At 52.0% G+C, this 20,243-nt stretch carries 16 protein-coding genes, 2 tRNA genes and 1 pseudogene; 6 read left to right on the forward strand and 13 right to left on the reverse strand.

Going from position 1 to position 20,243, the window contains the following annotated elements; genetic code table 11:
• Window positions 1-333: a monovalent cation/H(+) antiporter subunit G gene (mnhG, locus tag NZM04_07790; GenBank protein MCS7063925.1), complete on the forward strand. Its 333-nt coding sequence runs from the start codon at window positions 1-3 to the stop codon at window positions 331-333.
• A 19-nt stretch (window positions 334-352) separates the two neighbouring features.
• On the opposite strand, the gene leuS is transcribed toward mnhG, so the two are convergent.
• Window positions 353-2,827, reverse strand: coding sequence for a leucine--tRNA ligase (gene leuS / locus NZM04_07795; protein MCS7063926.1), 2,475 nt, complete (start codon window positions 2,825-2,827; stop codon window positions 353-355).
• Between the two features lie 108 nt (window positions 2,828-2,935).
• On the opposite strand from leuS, the gene rdgB reads away from it, so the two are divergent.
• Both rdgB and NZM04_07805 read left to right on the forward strand, forming a co-directional pair.
• The gene (gene rdgB, locus NZM04_07800; protein ID MCS7063927.1) at window positions 2,936-3,532 is read left to right on the forward strand and encodes an RdgB/HAM1 family non-canonical purine NTP pyrophosphatase; all 597 of its coding nucleotides are present in this window, start codon (window positions 2,936-2,938) and stop codon (window positions 3,530-3,532) included.
• 40 nt (window positions 3,533-3,572) lie between these two features.
• Window positions 3,573-4,142 (forward strand): prepilin-type N-terminal cleavage/methylation domain-containing protein, encoded by a 570-nt coding sequence (locus NZM04_07805; protein ID MCS7063928.1) that lies wholly within the window; start codon window positions 3,573-3,575, stop codon window positions 4,140-4,142.
• A gap of 79 nt (window positions 4,143-4,221) precedes the next feature.
• Here NZM04_07805 and NZM04_07810 read toward each other — a convergent pair whose 3' ends face one another.
• On the reverse strand, window positions 4,222-5,922 hold the full coding sequence (locus tag NZM04_07810; GenBank protein MCS7063929.1) for an exosortase/archaeosortase family protein: 1,701 nt from the start codon (window positions 5,920-5,922) through the stop codon (window positions 4,222-4,224).
• Window positions 5,923-5,985: 63 nt separating this feature from the next.
• On the opposite strand from NZM04_07810, the gene NZM04_07815 reads away from it, so the two are divergent.
• Both NZM04_07815 and NZM04_07820 read left to right on the forward strand, forming a co-directional pair.
• Window positions 5,986-6,117 (forward strand): hypothetical protein, encoded by a 132-nt coding sequence (locus NZM04_07815; protein ID MCS7063930.1) that lies wholly within the window; start codon window positions 5,986-5,988, stop codon window positions 6,115-6,117.
• 16 nt (window positions 6,118-6,133) lie between these two features.
• Window positions 6,134-6,222: transfer RNA gene (locus NZM04_07820), tRNA-Ser, on the forward strand.
• A 204-nt stretch (window positions 6,223-6,426) separates the two neighbouring features.
• Here the strand turns inward: NZM04_07820 and NZM04_07825 are convergent.
• The 7 genes and pseudogenes from NZM04_07825 to NZM04_07855 all read right to left on the reverse strand — a co-directional run bounded on the left by NZM04_07825 (window position 6,427) and on the right by NZM04_07855 (window position 12,954).
• Window positions 6,427-6,505 (reverse strand) — tRNA-Arg (locus tag NZM04_07825).
• Window positions 6,506-6,624: 119 nt separating this feature from the next.
• On the reverse strand, window positions 6,625-7,542 hold the full coding sequence (locus NZM04_07830) for a hypothetical protein (protein ID MCS7063931.1): 918 nt from the start codon (window positions 7,540-7,542) through the stop codon (window positions 6,625-6,627).
• Between the two features lie 4 nt (window positions 7,543-7,546).
• Entirely contained in the window at window positions 7,547-8,806 is a 1,260-nt protein-coding gene (locus tag NZM04_07835) for a serine hydroxymethyltransferase (GenBank protein MCS7063932.1), read from the reverse strand.
• A gap of 3 nt (window positions 8,807-8,809) precedes the next feature.
• Window positions 8,810-9,709 (reverse strand): annotated as a pseudogene (gene rpiB, locus NZM04_07840) (ribose 5-phosphate isomerase B).
• Between the two features lie 16 nt (window positions 9,710-9,725).
• On the reverse strand, window positions 9,726-10,772 hold the full coding sequence (locus NZM04_07845) for a S41 family peptidase (GenBank protein ID MCS7063933.1): 1,047 nt from the start codon (window positions 10,770-10,772) through the stop codon (window positions 9,726-9,728).
• Entirely contained in the window at window positions 10,769-12,025 is a 1,257-nt protein-coding gene (gene purD / locus NZM04_07850; GenBank protein ID MCS7063934.1) for a phosphoribosylamine--glycine ligase, read from the reverse strand. Before purD ends, NZM04_07845 begins: the two co-directional genes overlap by 4 nt.
• Entirely contained in the window at window positions 12,022-12,954 is a 933-nt protein-coding gene (locus NZM04_07855) for an MBL fold metallo-hydrolase (GenBank protein MCS7063935.1), read from the reverse strand. Before NZM04_07855 ends, purD begins: the two co-directional genes overlap by 4 nt.
• A 59-nt stretch (window positions 12,955-13,013) precedes the next feature.
• Here NZM04_07855 and NZM04_07860 point away from each other — a divergent pair, with 59 nt between their 5' ends.
• Complete coding sequence (locus NZM04_07860; protein ID MCS7063936.1) at window positions 13,014-13,907, forward strand: acyloxyacyl hydrolase; 894 nt, start codon at window positions 13,014-13,016, stop codon at window positions 13,905-13,907.
• On the opposite strand, the gene nth is transcribed toward NZM04_07860, so the two are convergent.
• The 4 genes from nth to NZM04_07880 all read right to left on the reverse strand — a co-directional run.
• Window positions 13,895-14,557: an endonuclease III gene (nth, locus tag NZM04_07865; GenBank protein MCS7063937.1), complete on the reverse strand. Its 663-nt coding sequence runs from the start codon at window positions 14,555-14,557 to the stop codon at window positions 13,895-13,897. The genes NZM04_07860 and nth overlap by 13 nt on opposite strands.
• Window positions 14,554-17,589, reverse strand: a complete 3,036-nt coding sequence (locus NZM04_07870) for a tetratricopeptide repeat protein (GenBank protein MCS7063938.1) — start codon at window positions 17,587-17,589, stop codon at window positions 14,554-14,556. Before NZM04_07870 ends, nth begins: the two co-directional genes overlap by 4 nt.
• Before the next feature lie 78 nt (window positions 17,590-17,667).
• Window positions 17,668-19,683, reverse strand: a complete 2,016-nt coding sequence (locus tag NZM04_07875) for a hypothetical protein (GenBank protein ID MCS7063939.1) — start codon at window positions 19,681-19,683, stop codon at window positions 17,668-17,670.
• Between the two features lie 12 nt (window positions 19,684-19,695).
• A partial coding sequence (locus NZM04_07880) for a ParA family protein (protein MCS7063940.1) occupies window positions 19,696-20,243 on the reverse strand: 548 nt, incomplete at its 5' end.

Here is a 20,243-nt window from a genome sequence, read left to right on the forward strand (position 1 = left end):
ATGCGCGATCTTTTTGTCTCCATATTGATGACACTTGGCGTGATATTTATGGTAATCGCTGCACTCGGCATACTTCGCTTCCCCGACCTCTTTTCCAGAATGCATGCCGCTTCTAAGGCAAGCACTCTCGGCATTAGTCTTGTTCTGTTGGCATTTGCACTCAGCCAGCCGACCCCTCAGACCTTTATCAAAGCTGCACTAGCGATGTTATTTATTTTTTTAACTACGCCTGTGGCCTGTCATCTGCTGAGTCGCGCAGTCTTGCGACGACAACGCACAGGCACGCAAACGCATAACCGCCTAACACCAAACAAACAGCCTTCTAACTCCTGATTGCGTCTAGATGCCAGTTTCAGCCCACGATCAGATTTAAAATTTTCCCCCCCACATAAACGGTTTTCTTTAAGGACTTCCCTTGGAGCCAAGACTCAAGCTCTTTTAGAGCGTAAGCTGATTTTACAGCCTCTTGCTCAGTAGCATCAGGCGCTATGACGATACGAGCGCGCACCTTGCCGTTGATCTGAACAGGAATTTCAACCGTATCCTGTTTCAAATATCTTGGGTCGGCCTTAGGCCAAGGCTCATAAGCAAGAGAATGCTCATGCCCGAGCTGCCGCCACAACTCTTCGGCTATGTGCGGAGCAAAAGGAGACAAAAGCAAGATGAGTGGCTCAATCACAGATCGAGGATGGTGGTCAGCTTTTGTTAAATCGTTCACCAAAATCATCAGCTGCGCGATGGCGGTATTGAAACTAAGCTTTTCAATATCATCAGTGACCTTTTGAATTGTGAAGTGAAGGGAACGAAGGAGTGCCTCAGTAGGCGGCGAATCAGTGAGTTTTGAATTCAGCTCCCATTCTCCATCGGCGTTCTCTTGCATAACAAGTCGCCACACTCGTCCCAGGAAACGATACACTCCTTCGACGCCCTTAGTGCTCCAAGGTTTCATTTGTTCGAGCGGTCCCATAAACATTTCAAAAAGCCGCACTGCGTCTGCACCGTATTCAGCGACGATTTCATCTGGATTGACGACATTGCCGAGGGACTTAGACATCTTTTGGTTGTCCTCACCTAAGATGAGTCCTTGATTAACGAGCTTATGGAACGGCTCAGGTGTTGACACGATACCGATATCATAAAGCACTTTGTGCCAAAACCGCGCATAGAGCAAATGAAGCACGGCATGTTCAGCACCTCCTATGTAGAGATCTACCCCGTGGTCTCCGAGCCAGTATTTTTCTGCCTCAGGAGAGATAAGTGCTTTATCATTTTGTGGGTCGCAGTATCGCAAGTAATACCAACATGAGCCCGCCCACTGGGGCATGGTATTGGTTTCACGCAGTGAACCGTCTGGCAGATGAACCCATTCCTGAGCTTTGCTTAGCGGCGCTAGGCCGGTCGAGGAGGGGCGGAAATCTTCTAGTTCAGGCAGTTCAAGAGGAAGCTCAGACTCGCTCAACGGATGCGGTTCCCCGTTTTTCCATACGATCGGGAACGGCTCACCCCAGTATCGTTGCCGTGAAAAAAGCCAATCGCGTAGCTTGTATTGGACTTGACGTTTGCCGACAGCTCGTTGTTCAAGCCATTCGATCATGACTCGCTTAGCTTCTTTCGTCGGCAAGCCATTGAGAAAGCCAGAGTGGATAGCGAAGCCATCGCCGGTGAAGCATTGCGGTGGCTCTTCAGAAGAGGAACTAGAGGAGAGGTCAGGTTTTACAACTTCTCGAATAGGTAAGCCATATTTCTGCGCGAAGGCAAAATCTCGCTCATCATGAGCGGGCACGGCCATGATCGCGCCAGTGCCGTAGTTGATCAAAACGTAATCTGCGATCCAGATCGGAATTGGCTCTTGGTTTACCGGGTTTATGGCGTAGGCACCGGTGAAGACTCCGCTCTTTTCTTTATTTAAGTCCGTGCGTTCCAGATCTGACTTTTGTGAACAGAGTTTCTGGTAATTTGTGACGGCTGCGCGCTGGTCCTCTGTGACAATTTTTGAGATCAGAGGATGCTCTGGGGCAAGCACCATGTAGGTGGCGCCAAAAAGTGTATCAGGTCGTGTGGTGAAGACCTCGATGTAGGTCTCGGGAAGATTTTGGATATCGAAACGAACGAGTGCGCCCTCTGACTTGCCGATCCAGTTTCGCTGCATTTCTTTCAAGGACTCTGGCCAATCCAAGGTGTCTAAGTCCTGCAGGAGACGCTCAGCATAGGCTGTGATACGGAGCATCCATTGGCGGAGTGGACGGCGCTCTACGGGATGATTGCCTCTCTCGGAGCGCGGTCCTTCAGGGGTGGAGAGCACTTCTTCGTTTGCCAGCACAGTGCCTAGAGCTGGACAATACCACACGGGGGCTTCACTGACGTAAGCGAGGCCACGTTCAAAAAGCTTTAGAAAAATCCATTGCGTCCAGCGATAGTAGCGTGGGTCAGTGGTATCAATTTCTCGTGACCAATCGTAAGAAAATCCCATGGCTTGGATTTGGCGTTTGAAGTTAGCGATGTTGCGCTGCGTCGTGATGCGTGGGTGTGTGCCAGTGGCGATGGCATGTTGCTCTGCTGGTAATCCAAATGCGTCCCATCCCATGGGGTGTAGGACGTTGAAGCCTTGCATACGCTTGTAGCGCGCGATGATATCTGTGGCTGTGTAGCCTTCTAAGTGACCGACGTGCAATCCTGCGCCGCTCGGGTATGGGAACATATCGAGGACGTAGTATTTAGGTTTTTCGGAGCCGGGTTCTCCAGGGTTTGCGGCGCGGAAGGTTTGATTTTCGAGCCAGTAGCGTTGCCAGCGCGGCTCGAATTCATGAAAGGGAAACTGTTTGCGCATAGAAATCTCCGGTGCTTCGTGTAGCGGTGAAACCTAGCACTCCTCGTGGATTGCTGAAGTCTAAAGATGAGGTGGACGTGGCGTTGTTTGAGACTAGAAGACGAAAGAATGAAGAGGATCGTGATAGCAACGACAAGCACTGGGAAAGGAAAAGAATTGCGTGCAAGGTTGGCTTCAGAATGGGTGATCTGGACGCTTCAGGAGGCTGCACAGTATTGGGGAGAATATCCTGACGTGAAGGAGGAGGGGGAGACTTTTATGGAAAATGCACGGGGTAAGGCTGTGGCTTATTCACTGTGGGCAAAGGGGGAATGGGTATTGGCCGATGACTCTGGATTGTGTGTAGATGCGCTGAGGGGGGCGCCGGGGGTTCGTTCGGCTCGTTATGCTGGTGAGCCTAGAGACGATGGTAAAAATTTGGAGCTCGTGTTGGATCAAATGAGGGGCGTAAAAAATCGTGCTGCAGCATTTTATTGTGCATTAGTCCTGGCTAAGAACGGAGAGGTTGTGGCTGAGGTAGAGGGGCGTTGTCATGGGACTTTGGCTCTTTCTCCTAGAGGGACGCACGGGTTTGGTTATGATCCTATTTTTATTCCTGAAGGATATTCAGAGACCTTTGGGGAGCTGCCCGAATCTGTCAAAGCTCGGATTAGTCATCGGGCCAAGGCGTTGGAGAGCATGGTTGAGATTTTGAAGTCGATATAAAAACGCTTGCCCTTTTATGGAGAGACGGAAGCATTCGCGTATGGTGAGTTGTGTTTATAAATCTCATTTTGTTAGAGCTAGGCGTGCCTTTTCATTGACTGAGCTTCTTGTTGTCGTGGCGATTGTAGCGGTATTGGCCTCACTTGTGGTAACAGGTGTGCCGTTAGCTTTGAATAGAGCCCGCATGTCGAAAGCACAGACTGACGTCGCTTCGATTTCTACAGCATGGAGGCATTATTTTGCGGAATACAACTCGTGGCCTATGTCTAACACTTCTGTGGTAGGCGATGGGCTGCCTCGGGAAATGGGGCAAGAGGCTTGCAACATCCTTACTGGACTTGACCTTGCTGATAATCCCAGAGCACTTCCTTTTATTGAAATTTCGCTTAAGGATCGAGAAAACAAAGCGCCGGGAGTGCCTCCGAATTCGCGTGGGCGGTTTATGGATCCATGGAAGCGGCCGTATTATTATGCCCTTGATCATGATTTGAACGATCGGGTGGTTGTCTTTGGAATTGAGATCCCTGCGCCCGTGGCAGCTTGGTCTCGCGGTCCCAAGAATCAGGATCCTATTCCTGAAAATGCGACGCGCACTGTGAGGAGCTGGTAAGGTGCTCAAGACTTGGGTGGGGACGGTAGAGGGGAAAGCAGGGGGGGTGACTTATTTACGGGTGCGGCTTTGGAGGCCTTCAAGATTGCTTGCTTGCGGTTGTAGCTTGGGATGCGGTGGTGAAGTATTGGTTTAGCAACGATTCGATTGTTTTGCGGTCGGGGCGTTGTGTGGTTGAATCGACGGGGAGGGAGAGGGCAAGCACTTCGACGCTAAATCGGCGTTGCGCTTTGCGGATGAAGGTTGTGATGAGTTCTCTTTGCAAGTAGACAAAGCGGTTGAAATCGATGTCGATGTTTTCGTTGTCTGTCAGTAATCCCCAAAACATCAATGCGTGCTGTCCTGAGGCAGGGTGAAAAAAGTTGAAGACATACCAGTCGATCTCTTTTCCGGCGATGGTGTAGCGTTCACGCGTGACTTTTCCTTTGGCTTGCCAGCCTACGCCGGGCATGCAAACGTCGGGGCGGTGCGTCAAAGCTCGACCGTTGGCGCGTGAGGTCTTCCAGAAAATGTGATAGCCCATGGGGCAGGGGAGATCGTTTTGTGGGACAAGGCAGCGAAACGATTTGCCATAGTCTGAGAGCAGAATTTTTTGGCTTTCAGGCTCGAGCTCGTTGATCTGGACGTTGGAGGTCTCTCTTAGTGCGTAATAGGGCTGTTGAAAGCCAGGATATAAAGCTTCGTGCACCAGATACCATAGGTGAGATAGGCCAAATAGTATGCTTGCGGTTGCAAGAAGGGGTTTGATTTTTTGTATCTTCGAAAATGGACTGGAACTCAATGTGGTTATCCATTCTTTGAGTTGGGGAGGGACTGAAGTGGCTCCAGTTGGGGGGCTGACGGGGTTTTCTCTGCCGAGTATGCGACTGATTCCTAGTGCTAGAGCGGCTGCGGAGAGGATTAGGATGCCGAGGAATACGTAGCCGACGGTGTCGTGCCAGGTGTTGATGGCGTCTAGTCCTTGGTAGTTTGCAATGAGGCAAAGCGTGAGTGTGCGGAGAAGATTTATTGGAAATGTGATCAGGAGCGCGGCGATGAAGAAGGCGAGGCGTGCGAGAAGTTTCAACGAGAAAAATTCTCCAAAGACAAATCCGAGCATGACTGCTGTCTGTAGGGAGCGAATTCCGCTGCAGGCTTCATCTATACCTACAGGGCCTACAGCTAGGTGCACAATCTGTCCTTGAGCTTGAGCTGGGATTCCTAAGATATTGAGGACTTCGGCGGCGTTGGCCGCAACATGAAGCATCAAGGATTGCGTTAGGCTTACTTCGAGGGCGCTTGGCCATGGCACTGCTGTGAAGAAGAGGAGCATTGGGAAACACATTATACTCCACAGTTTTCTGCCTCCGATAGCCCATAAATAAAGGGATGTGAGGCTGAATGCGATTCCTGCGATGAGCCAGTTCAGCGGTCTCCAATAAATCGGCGTCTGCCGCACAAGCTCGATCAAAGGCACAAGAAAGACGGTGCCGGCGCTCGTTGCGAGAAAGAGCAACATGGCTTGTGGCGATGGTTCATATGTTGGCAGCTGTTGTCCGCGATCTGTCCAGCGTCGCCAGCCAAAGTAAGCGCAAAAAAGCGGAACAAACCAGCCGTATGAGTAGGCTTCTGTGTTTTCCCAATCGCCTGCGCAGGCCCAAGCTGCCCATAGCCACCAGGCGGCTAGCCACAGTAGGGGGTAGGATTGATTTTGGAGTAGGGAATTGTCTGCTGGTGCTTTTTTAGTGGTTTCCGCGGGTGGGGATGGGGAGGGTTGGGGGTTGGCGGAGTTTTGTGGCATGGCTCTTGAGAGCTTTGGTTGCTAGCTTATGCGTTCTTTTGTGCTAGGCAATGAATCCGTTTTGTGGGCGGTTTGGGGGTGTTTTGGGTGGGTGTGTTGTGGAGTTTCTGGAAGTTACAGGTGGTGAGGGGGGGTGGGTTTGGGTTGTGGTTTGTGTTGCAGGTGAAGCTTGACGGTGATTTTGAGAGGGGGTAGGTATGTGTTTTTGTGTGGAGCTGTGGCTGAGAGGCCGAAAGCGGCGGTTTGCTAAACCGTTAGACGGGTAAAACCGTCTCGAGGGTTCGAATCCCTCCGGCTCCGATTGTTTGGGGTTGTTTTGAGGTGTGTGGGGGGGGCGTTGTCGTTGTGGTGTGTTGCGAAAATGGGGCTTGGGTATTTGTTGGGGAGTAGGTTTGTGGTGGGTTGTTTATGGGTTTGCTTGGTTTTGAGGAGTGGAAAGGAAGATGGGGGTGTTGTGTGTTGGGGTTTTGATGTGTTGTTGGTTTGGGTTTTGTGGAGTGGGGGTGGTGGGCCCTACAGGGCTCGAACCTGTGACCTTCTGATCCGTAGTCAGACGCTCTGAATCCGACTGAGCTAAGGGCCCGTGTGTGTTCGAGTTTAGATTAGGAGTTAGAAGGCTTGCTGTAAATTGTTAAATTGTTTGTTGAGGGGTTTTGGGGTGTGTGGATTGTAGGCATTTGTGGGGGGTGTGGGCAATGGTTTTTATTCGGTGTCGGGTTGGGGGGTGATTTTGACTTGGTCGAGCTCGTATCGGGCTTGGCGGAAGTAGGTTTTGTCGCCGATGACTGTGGCTTGGATGTAGGCGGAGTAGTTGTAGTCGTCGGCGATGAGCATGGTGTTGGCGTCTAGGGTGAATTGGCTGATGCCGCGGTAGACGAAGGCGGCGTTGGTTTTTTTGGAGAGGATGGCTTCTTCGGCTTGGTTTTGTTTGGCGGCTTCGAGGAGGGTTTCGATTTCGTCGGGGTCTGTGGAGGAGGCTGTGATGAGGGTGATCCAGGGGCGACCGTCTTGGATTTTGGCTTTTTGGATTTCTAGGGTGAGGGTGTAGGTGACGTCGGGGAGGCCTGGGAGGGGGAGTTGGCGTTGGATGCGTTGGCCGATTTTGAGTGTTTTTCCGGCGAGGTAGCCGAGGCGGCGGTCCCATTCTTCTTTTTGGTTGGTGAACATTTTTTGTGGGGTGTTTTCTGCGCGGAAGGCTTCGCGGTCGGCTTCGGGTATGGCTTGGAGGGCTTGTTGGAGGAGTTGGTCGTTGCCGTGGACTTCGAGGAGGGAGCCGTGGGGGTCGATGATGTAGGTGAGGGTGATGCCTTGGTAGAAGGAGCCTGCTGGGGTGGTGACGGGTTTGTTGTCTTGTTGGGCGGTGATGGATTGGACGGTGCGGATGAGGGCGAAGTTGTCGGCTTCGCGTTCGTGGTGGAGGAGGGTGCGCCAGGTTTCTTGGTAGGTGGATGTGGTGATGCCGTTGTCGGTGATGACTCGGCGGGTGCGTTCTTCGATGAATTTTTTGTGTAGGGGTGGGTTGAAGCGGAATTTGATGTTTTGTGGGTATGCGGGGGTGCTTAGGAGGAGTGGGATTGTGAGGATGAGGGTGAGTGGGGGGATGGGATTGGGTCGTGGCATGAGTTTAGAAGGGGAGGGGGAAAGATTTCGCGAGCTGGATGACTTCTTGGCGGATGGACTGGAGTGAGTGGGGGTCGTGGCGGTGGTGGATTGCGCTGTGGATGAGGTGGGCGATTTGGGTCATTTCTTTTTGTTTGAAGCCGCGGGTGGTGACGGCTGGTGTGCCGAGGCGTATGCCGCCGCTTTTGATGGGGGGTGTGGGGTCAAAGGGGATGGTGTTTTTGTTGACGGTGATGCAGACGGTGTCGAGGAGTTCTTGGACTTCTTTACCGGTGAGGCCTGTGGGGCGGAGGTCGACGAGGATGAGGTGGTTTTCTGTGGTGCCTGAGACGATGCGGTAGCCGAGGTTTTTTAATTCTTGGCAGAGGGTTTGGGCGTTGAGGAGGACTTGTTGTTGGTAGGATTTGAATGATGGGGATAGTGCTTCTTGGAGGCATACGGCTTTGGCGGCGATGACGTGCATCAGGGGGCCGCCTTGGATGCCGGGGAAGAGTTGGGCGTCTATTTCTTTGGCGTATTGTTGGCGGCAGAGGATGAGGCCGCCGCGGGGGCCGCGGAGTGTTTTGTGGGTGGTGGTGGTGACGAAGTCGGCGTAGGGGACGGGGTTGGGGTGAAGGCCTGCGGCTACGAGCCCGGCGATGTGGGCCATGTCGATGAGGAGGAGGGCTTGCACGGATTGGGCGATGTGGGCGAGGCGGGGGAAGTCGATGATGCGGGGGTAGGCTGAGGCGCCGGCTGTGATGAGGCGGGGGCGGTGTTGATGGGCGAGTTTTTCGATGGTGTCGTAGTCGAGTGTTTCGTCATCGGGGCGGACGCCGTAGTGGATGACGTTGTAGAAGCGGCCGGAGAAGTTCATTTTGTGGCCGTGGGTGAGGTGGCCGCCGTGGGAGAGGTCCATGGTGAGGATGGTGTCGCCGGGTTTGAGGAAGGCGAAGTAGACGGCCATGTTGGCTTGGGAGCCGGAGTGGGGTTGGACGTTGACGTGTTCGGCGCCGAAGAGGGCTTTGGCGCGGTCGATGGCGAGTTGTTCGGCTTGATCGACGTGTTGGCAGCCGCCATACCAGCGGCGGCCTGGGTAGCCTTCGGCGTATTTGTTGGTGAGGCAGGAGCCTTGGGCTTCCATGACGGCGCGGCTGGTGAAGTTTTCAGAGGCGATTAGTTCGATGTGGGTGAGTTGGCGTTGGTGTTCGTTTTGGATGATGTCGAAGAGGGTTGGGTCGGTATGGCGTAGGGTGGGTGTGGATGAGTGGCAGGAGGACTCGATGTGGTGGATTTTTTCGATTCGTCGGGTGTGGCGACCTTGGGCGAATGGGGTGTTGAGCCAGGTGTTGAGGATGTCGGGGAGTTCTTTGGGTTTGATGAAGTCTGCGCCGAGGCAGAGGATGTTGGCGTTGTTGTGTTCTCTGGCGGAGGCGGCGGTTTTTGGGGTGTAGGCGACGGCGGCACGGATGCCGTTTATTTTGTTGGCTGCGATGCTCATGCCGATGCCGGAGCGGCAGATGAGGATGCCTGTTTGAGCTTGGCCTTTGACGATGGCTTGTGCGACGGCTTGGGCGTAATCGGGATAGTCTACGGAGTCTTCGGAGTGGGTGCCGAGGTCGAGGTAGGGGATTTGGTTTTTTTGGAGCCATTCGATGATGCGTTGTTTGATGGGATAGCCGGCGTGATCGGCTCCGATGGCGAGTGAGGTGGCGGTGCTTGAGTGGAGGGATTGGAGGATGTTTTTTTTGATGTGGTGTAGTGCTTCTTGGATTTCATCGCGGCAGGCGCGGTAGGCGTCGAGGGATTGGCCGATGGGGTCGTTGACTTCGGGGTTCATTGAGGGGTGGGCTTCGGATTGATGTTCTTTGAGGAGGGCGATTTTTTCTGAGGCTTCGGGGAAGAGTAGTAGGAGTGTGTCGTAGTGGGAGTAGGTCATGGCGTAGATTTTATCGGCTTCGGCGATCATTTGTGGATCGATGGGGCGGCTGCGGAAGTGGCTGATGTCGATGCCGATTTCTTTCATGGCAGTGATGGCGTGGCTGCTGGGGGGTTGTCCTTCGGCGGCGGCTAGGCCTGCTGAGGAGACTTTGATTTCTGGGTGGTCGCGGAGGAGTTCGCGCATTAGGCCTTCGGCCATTGGGCTACGGCAGATGTTTCCGGTGCAGACGAAGAGGATTTTTTTCATTGGGTGATAGTGGTATCTAAGAGCGGGATGGGGATGTTGGCAATGGTGGAGTCGGGGGTGTGTGGGGTTGGGAGGGGGGTGGGGGTTGGGTGGGTGTGGGGGTGAGGAGTGAGAGGGCTCGGAGGCTGTCCCATGCGATAAGAAGGGCTTGATCGGTGTGGATTGGGGTGGTGGGGGTGTTGGGGGGGATGGGTTTTTGTGGGTGGGTAGGGGGTGTGTAGAGGAATAGGCGGCGGACTTGGCCTGTTTCGATGAGGTGTAGGCTTTGGGTGAGTTGTGAGAATGTTGTGTCGATGTTGTGGTGGGGTAGGATGGGTTTGTTGTAGGGGAGGGTGTTTTGGCGCCAGATGAGGGGACGGTGTGCGATGCTGATGAAGTCGCCTGAGGGTAACGCATACTCTTTGTAGGCTGCGACTCGTCCTGGGGTGGGTTGGCCGATGATCTGGGTGTGTGTGGGGGGAAGGATGTGGATGATTGCTTCGTATAGGCCGCTGGTGTGTTCGCTGGTGAGGATGCGGGTGGGGATGGGGTTGGGTTGTGGGGTGGCGTGGACGAGGATTTTGTTTTTATCCCATTGTAGTGTGGCGGGGCCTTGGCCATCGAGTATGGCGAGGACTTTTGCATAGGTCTCTGTAGGGGTGCCTCCTTGGAGTCCGCGTAGGTCGATGATGAGGCCTTGGACTTTTCCTGAGCGCCAATATTGGAGGCGGCGTAGGGCGGAGGTTGAGAAGGTGGAGTCGAATGCGCGTGGTCGGAAATAGGCGATTTGTTGGGGGAGCATGGCTAGAATGGGGGGTAGGGAGGCGGGGCGGGATGCGAAGCGACGGATGAAGGCTCCTCCGCGGAGTGAGCGGATGAAGGTTTGCATGCGGAGGGCTGTGAGGGGTGGGCGGAGGGTTTGTGGATCGATGTAGTGGTCGGCGAGGATTTTTTTGGCGAATTCGAGGTCGTTGATTTCGCGTTGGGAGATTGTTGTGGGGTCGGCGTGTGTTGGGTTGGTGATGAGGAGTATGCAGAGTAGGAGGGTGGGGATGGTAGGGGGAGGCGTGAGGTTGTGCGTCATAGGTTTTGGGCGATGTCCTTGCGGTAGTGGCTTTTGGGGATCTGGATGGAACGAGCTAAGGCGTATGCGGTTTCACGCGCTTCGCGTAGGGATTGTGCCCATGCCGTGGCGGTGAGGATGCGGCCTGCAGCTACGCGCAGTGTGCCATCGGGGTGGCGGCGTGTCCCTGCATGGAAGATTGCGGTGGATGGGGGGAGGACGGTGGGGAGGGTGATGGGTGTGTGGAGGGTAGGTTGGTGGGGATAGCCTTCTGCTGCGATGACGATGGCGGTGGAGGCGCGGGCGGGGTGGAGGCGGAGGGGGATTTGGTTTAGTGCGGCGTTTGCCGTGGCGTGGAAAAGTTCGTCGAGGGGTGTGGCGATGAGGGGGAGGATGGCTTGGGTTTCGGGGTCACCGAGGCGGACGTTGAATTCGAGGACTTGGGGGCCTTGGTCGGTGATCATGAGGCCTGCGTAGAGGATGCCGCGGTAGGAGATGGAGCGGTGTTGGAGTGTTTGGAGTAGGGGTGTGAAGATGGTGTGGTGAATTGTTTCGAGGATGGATGGGGTGAGCCAGGGAGCAGGTGCATAAGCACCCATGCCGCCGGTGTTGGGGCCGAGGTGATGGTCGTAGAGGCGTTTGTAGTCTTGTGCTGGTGGGAGATAGCGTAGAGTTGTGCCGTCTGTGAGGGCTATGATGGAGATTTCTCGGCCTTCGATGCGTTTTTCGATGAGCACTTTGTCTGCGGCTGAGCCGAGGATGCGTTGGTTGAAGAGGGCATCGAGGATGGAGTCGGATTCTTGATTATCTTTGGGAAGGAAAACGCCTTTGCCTGCGGCGAGGCCATCGGCTTTGATGACGTAGGGGGCGTTGAGTTGGCGTATGGCTGAGCGGGCTGAGTGGAGGTCGGTGCAAGGGATGGCTGGGGGTGTGGGGATGTGTGCTTGGGTGAGGAGTTCTTTGCAGTATGTTTTGCTTGTTTCGAGGCGAGCGGCGGATTGATCGGGGCCAACGGTGGGGATGTTTAGGGCGCGGAGGCGGTCGGCTAGGCCCAGGCTGAGGGGGAGTTCGGGGCCGATGACAGCGAGGTCGGGGCGGTGTTGTGCTGCCCAGGTAGTGATTGAGTCGATTTGGTCTGGGTTGTAGGGGAGTGAGGTGGCGATGGATTCGGTGCCGGGGTTTCCTGGGGCGATGTAGAGGGAATGGTGTGGGTGGGAGAGAAAGTGGGCGATGGCGTGCTCGCGTGCGCCCTGTCCGATGATGAGGATTTTCATGGTTTGAGTGGTTCAGTGTGGGGAGGGGGGATGAGGGTTACGATAGTAGTGGTGTCGGGGAGGAGGTCTGGTCCGATGAGGAAGCCGTGTTCTTCTATGGGGACGATGTTTTTTTCGTATTTTAGAAAGGGTGCTGCGGGTCGTAGTTGGCTTTTTTGGTCGTGGGGGCGGAGTGCGTATTCGATGGGGATGACGATGGCAGGGTCGAGGTCGTAGATGATTTTATCTATGTCTTCTAGGCTAAGTTTGCGGTTGCCGATGGGAACGAAGAGGATGTCTGCACGACCTATGGTGGAGATTTCTTTTGGGGTGAGTGAATGACCGAGGGAGCCTAGGTGGACAATTTTCATTCCGTCTAGGGTGAAGAAGAATATGGTGTTGTGATCGGTGTGTGGGTTAGATGATTTTTGTTGACGGGTTGCGATGCCGTTAAAGATTATGCCAGAGGCGCGGTGAGTGCCGACGGCAACTGGGCCTCGAAAGATGAGGGGGTTGCCTGAGAGGAGTTCGGCGCCATCGTGGACTTTGTTTGAGTCGGAGATGAGGACGACGTCAGCTGCTAGGCCGTGTGGGAATTGGTATCCTGGTGTGCCTGGAGGAAAGGGGTTGATCGCTATGCGGACTCCGGATGAGGAGGTGAGGTAGACGAAGGAACGGCCATACCATTCGATTTGGAGGCGTTTTTTGAGGATGGGTCGGTCTTTTTTGAATGCGGTGGAGGGATGCGGGGTTTGAGCGTGGATCGTGGGGAAATGTTGAAGAGGTAGGAAGAGTAGAACTAGGGTGAGGATGGTATGGGATTTTCGATGTGTGGTGTTGTGTTGAAGGGTGGTGAGAGGGGTTTGACAATTTATGTTTAAAAAATTAAAAAGCATCGATGTTTTTGTGTGGTTTTTTCCGTGTGCTGGGGATGGGTTGTTTTTGGGCATTGAGTGGGTTGGTATATTTTGTAGGGATGGGTGGAGATTGCGCAACTCATTCTCGTAGTGTGACGCGCAAAGGAGGGATGGAAGTGTGTGTGAAGAGTGTGGTTGAGAAGGAGGCTGTGTGCGATGAAGCAGAAAGTGCGAGGAATTCTGGTGGGGGTAAGGTGGCCTTATCTATGGAGAAAAAGAATTTGGGCAGGAGCATCAATAGAGGTGATTTTTATCATGGGATGAGGTCTGAGTCTGAAAAGGTTATTGTTGAGAGGCAGGTTTTGAAGGAGAGACTGAGGCAAGAGAGTCGTGTATTTGAAAGGGATGGGAAGATGTTGCTTGATCCAAAGGCGATGATTGATGTAGGGCTGAGGGATGAGGAAGTAGAAGCACGGGACATTGTGAAAGATAAAATGGTAGGACAACTTCGCGAGGATGCGGTGACTGTTGAGTGGGGGATGGGGATATTGTCTTCGCTGTATCCTGTAGAATGGAATGATGCTAACTACACGTTGTTGCCTTTGATGATGACGATCGGCTGGCAGCTGGACGAAGTGAGCGGAGAGGGTTGGTGGCGAGGTAACACGCAGTTTAATTTTGTCCCGCATTGGGTGCAGGTTGTGCATGGGTTTGAAAATCGGTTTGTGGGGTTTATGGTAGGTCCGCAATACAACTTTGCTCCGAAAGGGTCACGCTTTGGGCCTTTTGTGGGAGCGTTGGTAGGATTTAGTTTTGTAGATAGTGATCTGGTGGGGGAACCGGGCAGATACGGAGGGCAAGGACAAGATTTTTGCTTTACATTTTCTGTTAGGCTTGGGGCTAGGTATCTGATTTCAGATAGGTGTGCATGTGGCGCTGCGATATATTATCAGCATTGGTCGAATGCTGGTTTGTCTGAACCTGATCAAGAGAATAATGGGCTGGACGGAATAGGGCCGATGGTGTTTTTAAGCTATACGTTTTGATGACTTCTATTTTGAAATTCGGAGAAAGCGCTTGGGCATAGGGATGCCAATGAGCATAGATGGCATAGGGGACGGCGAGCTTTACAGCAGCGACGGCCATGCCAGATGATTTGGTGCGAGAGGCGGGTCCAGGATTCTTGCGGGAAAAGCCGGATTAGGTCGCGCTCGATTTTTTCGGGTTGATGATGGCGCGTTAGCCGCCAACGCTTGGAGAGGCGCGCGATGTGGGTATCTACGACAAATCCGGCGTTGATGTTGAAAGCATTTCCTAGGATTACGTTGGCTGTTTTCCTACCCACACCAGGAAGCTCGATAAGGGATTGGAGGTCAGATGGAACTTGGCCTTGGTAACGCTCTACGAGTATTGCGCAACAGGATTGGATGTTTTTAGCTTTATTGCGGTAGAGGCCGATTTTGCGGATATCGTTTTCCAGCTCTTTTAAGGGAGCTTGGGCATAGGCCTTGGCGTCTGGATATTTGCTGAAAAGGTGAGGTGTGACTTGGTTAACGACAGCGTCGGTGCACTGGGCGGAGAGAATTGTGGCGATGAGGAGTTGAAGAGGATTGGAAAAGTTGAGTTCGCAGTGTGCTGTGGGATAGAGTTGATCAAGAGCTTGAGCAATGAGGTGTGCACGTTCAGTGCGTTTCATTGTGGGAGACGGCTGAGCGCTTCCTTGCCTTTTGCATACCAAGGAGTGGCTCGATAAGCTGGAGTATCCGTTAGACGTAGGAGAATTTCTTTGGCTTTAGAGAGGTTGTTTTTCTTGATATTGATTTGTGCGGCAAGGAAAAGGCCTTCTGCAGATAGATTTGGAACAGATTCGCGGAAGAATGCATCGGGCTGAAGGTAGAAGGATTCAGCGTTTGGTTCGTTGCTTTGCGGAATAGGTAAGAGTTTATTTTGATTTTCAAGAATTTTCCCGCTGGCAATCATCGCGCGAGCTTTAAGCTCAGGTGTAGAGACGTTACTCATGATGACGGTGCGATAACGATCAAGCGCTTCTTCAAACTTCGATGCAGCCTCGTCAGCCATAGCGAGGGCAAACTCAGCTTCCATAATTTTCTCTGACCATGGATATTTGGATTTCAGTTCTTCAAAAAAAGGAATGGCCTTTTGTAATTCTCCTTGAGCAAGGTAAGCCGCGCCTAGACCGTAAGTGGCGTTAGCTTGGGCACGAGGATCACGAGAAAATTCCTTTTGGATTTTTAAGAAGACCTCCGCTGCTTGAGACGGCTTATTGTTGGTTAAGAGTAGTGTGGCGTAGCGGTTCCAATCTTCAGCCCCTAGCGAAGCATCAGGATATTTTTCAATGAGTTTTTGAAAAGTATCATAAGCAGCTTGAAGTTTGTTTTTTTGGAACAAGAGGCCTGCTTGTGCTGCCAGAATTCTTGGTTGTGCGATAGGGGAATCGAATTCGGAAGCCATTATGCTGAAATAATTTTCGGCTTCTTCCTCTGCCATCTGCTGTGCTTCGTTTTTGACTCGTAGCATGACGATCAACTCATCTAGTGCCTGTGGGACTTCAGGGCTGGAAGGAAATCTTCTGATCAGCTCTTTAGCGGCTTTTTCACACTCAGTGAGGTAACTGTGCCATTGTTTCTTTTCCTCTTCAGTGATAGCCGAGTAAGCTCCAAGTGATCGCGCTGCCTTTAGCCACATGGAAACTTTCGCTTGTAACGCAGATGGTGCGAAAGAATTTTCCGGATCATTAGCAATCACATCATATTTCTCTGCAGCCTCTTGGAAACGAGCTTGCCGTTCAAAATTTCGTGCAATCATAAAATAGCCTGTCGAGGCTTCTTTACTTTTGGGAAAAAGCTCAATCAGTCTCTGATAAACAACCACCATTTCGTCAAACAATGCTCTGGCGTTGAGTTGGCGTCCTACATAATCCAGTGCAGCAGGTGCAAAATTCGAAGCTGGAAACTTCTCCGCTAGTGCTTCGGCTGACTTCTTTGCTTCATCAATTTTGTTGTTCTTTTCATGACTCACCACCAGAAAGTAATAGGCCTGTGGTGTAGAGTTATGCTGTGGAAATAGGGTAACAAAATTCTGAAAACCTTCTGCAGCCTCTTTCCAGTTGCTAGCAAGATAATGAGTTGCTGCGATTTGATAAGCAGCAAGCGCTTGGTGTTCTCCGGCCTTAGGATTTTGTGCAAGTTCCTGATAGATTTTAATAGCAAAGTCAAATTGTTTTGTCTGTGCATAGATATTCGCCAGTAAAAATTGTGCCGCATGCACAAGCGGGTCTTCTCCATTGGATGAGATGAACTCCTGCAGTGCTTGAATTGCCTCATGGGTTTTGCCTAGTCCGATGAGAGCTTCTGCGCGTTTAATTCTCGCCGTGTTAGCATTTCGTCCGTTTGGGTAGTCCCTGAGGCTCTTATCGAATTGTTCGAGTGCAGCGGCATAAGATTTACGCTCGAGCAAATTGATTCCGATCTGTAGGCTCACCGAATCGGCTTGTGTGTCATTAGGATACTTTTTGCGGTAATTCTCAAACAACGCATCAGCTTCTTCCACTGCGCCTTGGATCGCGTAAGTGAGTATGCGAACGAACTCCGCGCTCTTCGCCTGCTCCTCCGTTGTGTGTGGCAAAATATGGCTCATCACAACTCGTGCCTCATCCCATTTCCCCAGGCGAAAATAACTTTGCCCGATAACTAACCATGCTCGCACGATCGGGTCGGGCTTTCGTTTAATTTCCTCGAGTTGAGAGCGACGACGATTGATGCGAAGCTGCAATGCATCAGCAAGTCGAAGATTCCTGGCAAGGTTTGCCTCTCGAAAATCTGCCTTAAGTTTATCTATTGCCATTTCAAGTTGTCTTTGCATCTGATCCTTACTCATCACCTCACGCGCAATCTCGATAGCTTTCTCTGCAGGTTTGGGGTCTCTTTCGTCGGCCATAGCAAGCATTAGCTCTGCGTTGAGTAGGCGAGCTTCGTTGGCAGCCATCACGTATTCTGGTGAAGCCTCCTTTATCTCTTGCAGCACGGATAGAGCTTTCTCAGCGTGACGCTCGATCTCCTCTTGTGACCGTTTATTGTTTATGGCTTTGAAAACTTCTTGCGCATAGATGCTGCCCAGGAGTAAGCGGTAGTCTGCAATATTTGGGCTGGTAGCAAAATTTTTAATCAATCGCTCTAAATCCTTTTCGGCATCGTTAATCTTCTCGAATGTAAAATTCGCGACAGCTCTTCCGTAAATCGCATCCTCAAGTAGCGTTGAATCGGGAAATTCCTCAATCAGTTGACTAAAATTTTTGATAGCACCTTCCAAACTACTTCGATACTTTGGATCGTCCTTAGGCAAATTTCCCAGAAACCCCAACTGAGCTTGAGCCTTATAAAATATAGCCGCTTCGCGAATCTCACGCGGGGCTGTCGATGCACTAGCTCGATCAAACGACACAATCGCATCACTAAATTTTCCAGAAAACAGTTGCGCTAAACCCAGATTCAAATTCACGCTATCAATGATTGGCGACGTCGGAAAATCTTTGATCACCTGCTCAAAACGTTCGATTGCCTTGTCATATGCCTGCCCGTTCAACGCCGCTCTTCCCTCTTCAAACAAGCTATTGGCGTCCTGTCCCCATAATCCCATCCCTCCTAAAATGTAAATGTAAATGACTCCAGCCAACCACTCCCACTGTGCAAAAAGACGATTTCGTTTCATATCTAAATTCCTATAACTAAATTGCCACATTTGCCTGCCAAGCTTCAAACTCATCTCGCGCCCCTAGCTTTTTTGAGCTCAAAATTTATCTCTTCTCACCCGGTAGATCATCCATCCCTTGCCAAGCTCTTGGAAACGGATCCACTCCAATCCCCCTCCTTCCATCAGCTCGAGATAATCTGCCTGCCTCACCAATGCTTGAATCAATGCAACACCTCGCACAGCTTCCACACTCATTCTTCGCCCACTCAGCGCATAGCTAGCGTCGATCACTTCACGCGACATAATCGGTGGCGGCGGTGCCAGCAAGTAATCCACAGTGCGCTCTTTCAACAACTGCTTAAGGCGCTCCTCAGAAAACGTGCTGAAAATTTCATGATTGGCTTTTAATCCAGCTATGTTCGACCAATAAGCCGATCCCACAGTGCGCACTTCCCCATGGCAGATCATTCGAGGCGTCAAATGCCAAGGGGCTACAACCACTGCACCCTCACGCCGAGCGTCTTTTACAATCAGCCTTGAGGCAAGTTGCATGATGCCAGACTCAACATACCTTCCCCTCACACTCTGATTTTCAATCACCCCAGTCGCAATCGTTTGCCAGCAAGGGAAACACAAAGCCATCATTCCTAGCGCCAGCCATCCCCGCCATTTGTAGAATACCGCTTGCGCTGCCAATCCAAGCACAATCACAAACACAATCACAAAAAAAGTCCCCCACCGCGCTTGATGCCAACACAAAAAAAACAAAACTCCCACTCCAACGCACGCCCACACCTCAAGACTACCTCGACGCACATAAGGCCACAATACCCATAAAAACAACACCGGCAGAAGTCCATAACACCACCACACTCGATGTAGAAGCCCCATCCATCCTCGATCCGTAGTCCACCACCCTTGCATCTCTGCAGCAGTGCTCCAGTGCGTCCAATAAAAACCGTCTTGAGCCACGTGCAAAGCTCCCCACTGCCAATCCCGTAACCATCCCGCAAGCAGAACCAAAATCAAGCCGCTCACCCCCAACGCTACCCACCCTAGCGCATTATCTTTAAACCGCACCTGCCCCTCTACACACCACCACCCCAAGAGCGCAGCGACCACGTGCCACACAGATAAAAGCTCAAGCTCTCGTCTCCACAAGTCAGGCCAATACTCATAAAGATAAGCTATCAAAACAGTTCCCACTAAACTTCGCGCACAAACCAACCAAAAATATTTTCTCCCATCCATTCCCTGAAATGTGGACGGATTTTCAATTTCCTTCTCGCTTTCTGTGCGCTTCAGGCCTCGCCCCATTGAAGTATGCACTCCGGCATTCCCCTTAACCTTCTTATCTATTGCGGAAAAAGGCCACTTCGCGCGAAAACTCGGCGCTATCCACAGATCGTAAAAACCAAGCGAAAATACAAGCACCACCAGTGGCAGACATTCAGTCGCACTCGACCAAAGAGCGAATCCTGCAGCGATACCAGTAATAATTCCCTCTTGTGTAAGGAAACGCTTACCACTAGCCACTCCCAACTCGTTTGCTCGCTGACGCGCACTATACACCGACAAAAACATCACCACGAGCAACACCTGATGCAGACTATGATAATCTGGATTTCCAAGCCGAGTCATTTGAAAAAAATCTGGCAAAGGCTGCCATGCCACTAACCAGCAAGCCGCAAGACTCCATCCTCCCAGACGCCACCCATACCAAGCAGCGACCGTCAGCAAAATCAAGCCCATCACCGCACCCATCCAGACTCCACTCACTCCCCAAGCCTCCTTCAACGACCATCCCAGTGCTTTTTGAACCCCCCACGTCGCCCATGCGCCGATCTGCGTCATCGGAGACGTCCATTCGTTCATCCGACCATACGGCGCATTATCCTCCCTCATCCACCGAATCCGCGAGCCTTCTCCCTCCAAAGCGCGTCGGACGAGTAGCCAACGCATGGAGCCATCGTTATCCGCAAAAATTCTACCCAATGGCCCATATGTCAAAGGTTCTTCGTATCGACGAATCCCAATAAACACAAGACAAGCCAGCAACCAGACCCCGATGATTTTCCAAACATCCCTACCAGTCAGCACACCGCAATTCATGTTGACAGCCTTCTACCCTCGCTGCTCAACCCGTTCGAGAAACTCTCTCGCAAGCTGATCATAAACTCGAGCCCCGACACCGTTTGGATCATAACTAAAAATACTCTTCCCATGGCTGGGCGCCTCAGCAAGGCGTATAGACCGCGGAATGATCGTCTTAAAAACTTGCTGTGGAAAATAACGGTTCACATCCTCCACGACTTGCTGGCTCAACCGAGTCCGTGCGTCAAACATCGTCATCAATATCCCCTCTAACCTCAAGTTGTCTTGTTCTGTAGCCGCTCGAATTTGCTCTATGAGCTGAAGAATTTTCGACAACCCCTCCAAAGCAAAATATTCGCATTGAATCGGCACAATCACACCATCAGCCGCGGCCAGCGCATTGGTCATTAAAATTCCCACCGAAGGCGGACAATCAATAAAGCAAAACCGAAAGCCTCCTACCTCCCGAAATTGGTGCAAGACCTCCCTCACACGAGTCAGATGATTAGGCAAACGCGCGATTTCAACCTCACTACCTGCCAAATCAATTTCAGCAGGGATCATCGCTAAATTCTCCG

It is taken from the genome of Candidatus Methylacidiphilales bacterium (assembly GCA_025056655.1).
Lineage (GTDB): Bacteria > Verrucomicrobiota > Verrucomicrobiia > Methylacidiphilales > JANWVL01 > JANWVL01.

What these genes read in the sequence shown, in the direction of transcription:
- mnhG (MCS7063925.1), top strand. Translation starts at nt 1, where the DNA reads ATGCGCGATCTTTTTGTCTCCATATTGATGACACTTGGCGTGATATTT.
- leuS (MCS7063926.1), bottom strand. Translation starts at nt 2,827, where the DNA reads ATGCGCAAACAGTTTCCCTTTCATGAATTCGAGCCGCGCTGGCAACGC.
- rdgB (MCS7063927.1), top strand. Translation starts at nt 2,936, where the DNA reads ATGAAGAGGATCGTGATAGCAACGACAAGCACTGGGAAAGGAAAAGAA.
- NZM04_07805 (MCS7063928.1), top strand. Translation starts at nt 3,573, where the DNA reads ATGGTGAGTTGTGTTTATAAATCTCATTTTGTTAGAGCTAGGCGTGCC.
- NZM04_07810 (MCS7063929.1), bottom strand. Translation starts at nt 5,922, where the DNA reads ATGCCACAAAACTCCGCCAACCCCCAACCCTCCCCATCCCCACCCGCG.
- NZM04_07830 (MCS7063931.1), bottom strand. Translation starts at nt 7,542, where the DNA reads ATGCCACGACCCAATCCCATCCCCCCACTCACCCTCATCCTCACAATC.
- NZM04_07845 (MCS7063933.1), bottom strand. Translation starts at nt 10,772, where the DNA reads ATGACGCACAACCTCACGCCTCCCCCTACCATCCCCACCCTCCTACTC.
- purD (MCS7063934.1), bottom strand. Translation starts at nt 12,025, where the DNA reads ATGAAAATCCTCATCATCGGACAGGGCGCACGCGAGCACGCCATCGCC.
- NZM04_07855 (MCS7063935.1), bottom strand. Translation starts at nt 12,954, where the DNA reads ATGCCCAAAAACAACCCATCCCCAGCACACGGAAAAAACCACACAAAA.
- nth (MCS7063937.1), bottom strand. Translation starts at nt 14,557, where the DNA reads ATGAAACGCACTGAACGTGCACACCTCATTGCTCAAGCTCTTGATCAA.
- NZM04_07870 (MCS7063938.1), bottom strand. Translation starts at nt 17,589, where the DNA reads ATGAAACGAAATCGTCTTTTTGCACAGTGGGAGTGGTTGGCTGGAGTC.
- NZM04_07875 (MCS7063939.1), bottom strand. Translation starts at nt 19,683, where the DNA reads ATGAATTGCGGTGTGCTGACTGGTAGGGATGTTTGGAAAATCATCGGG.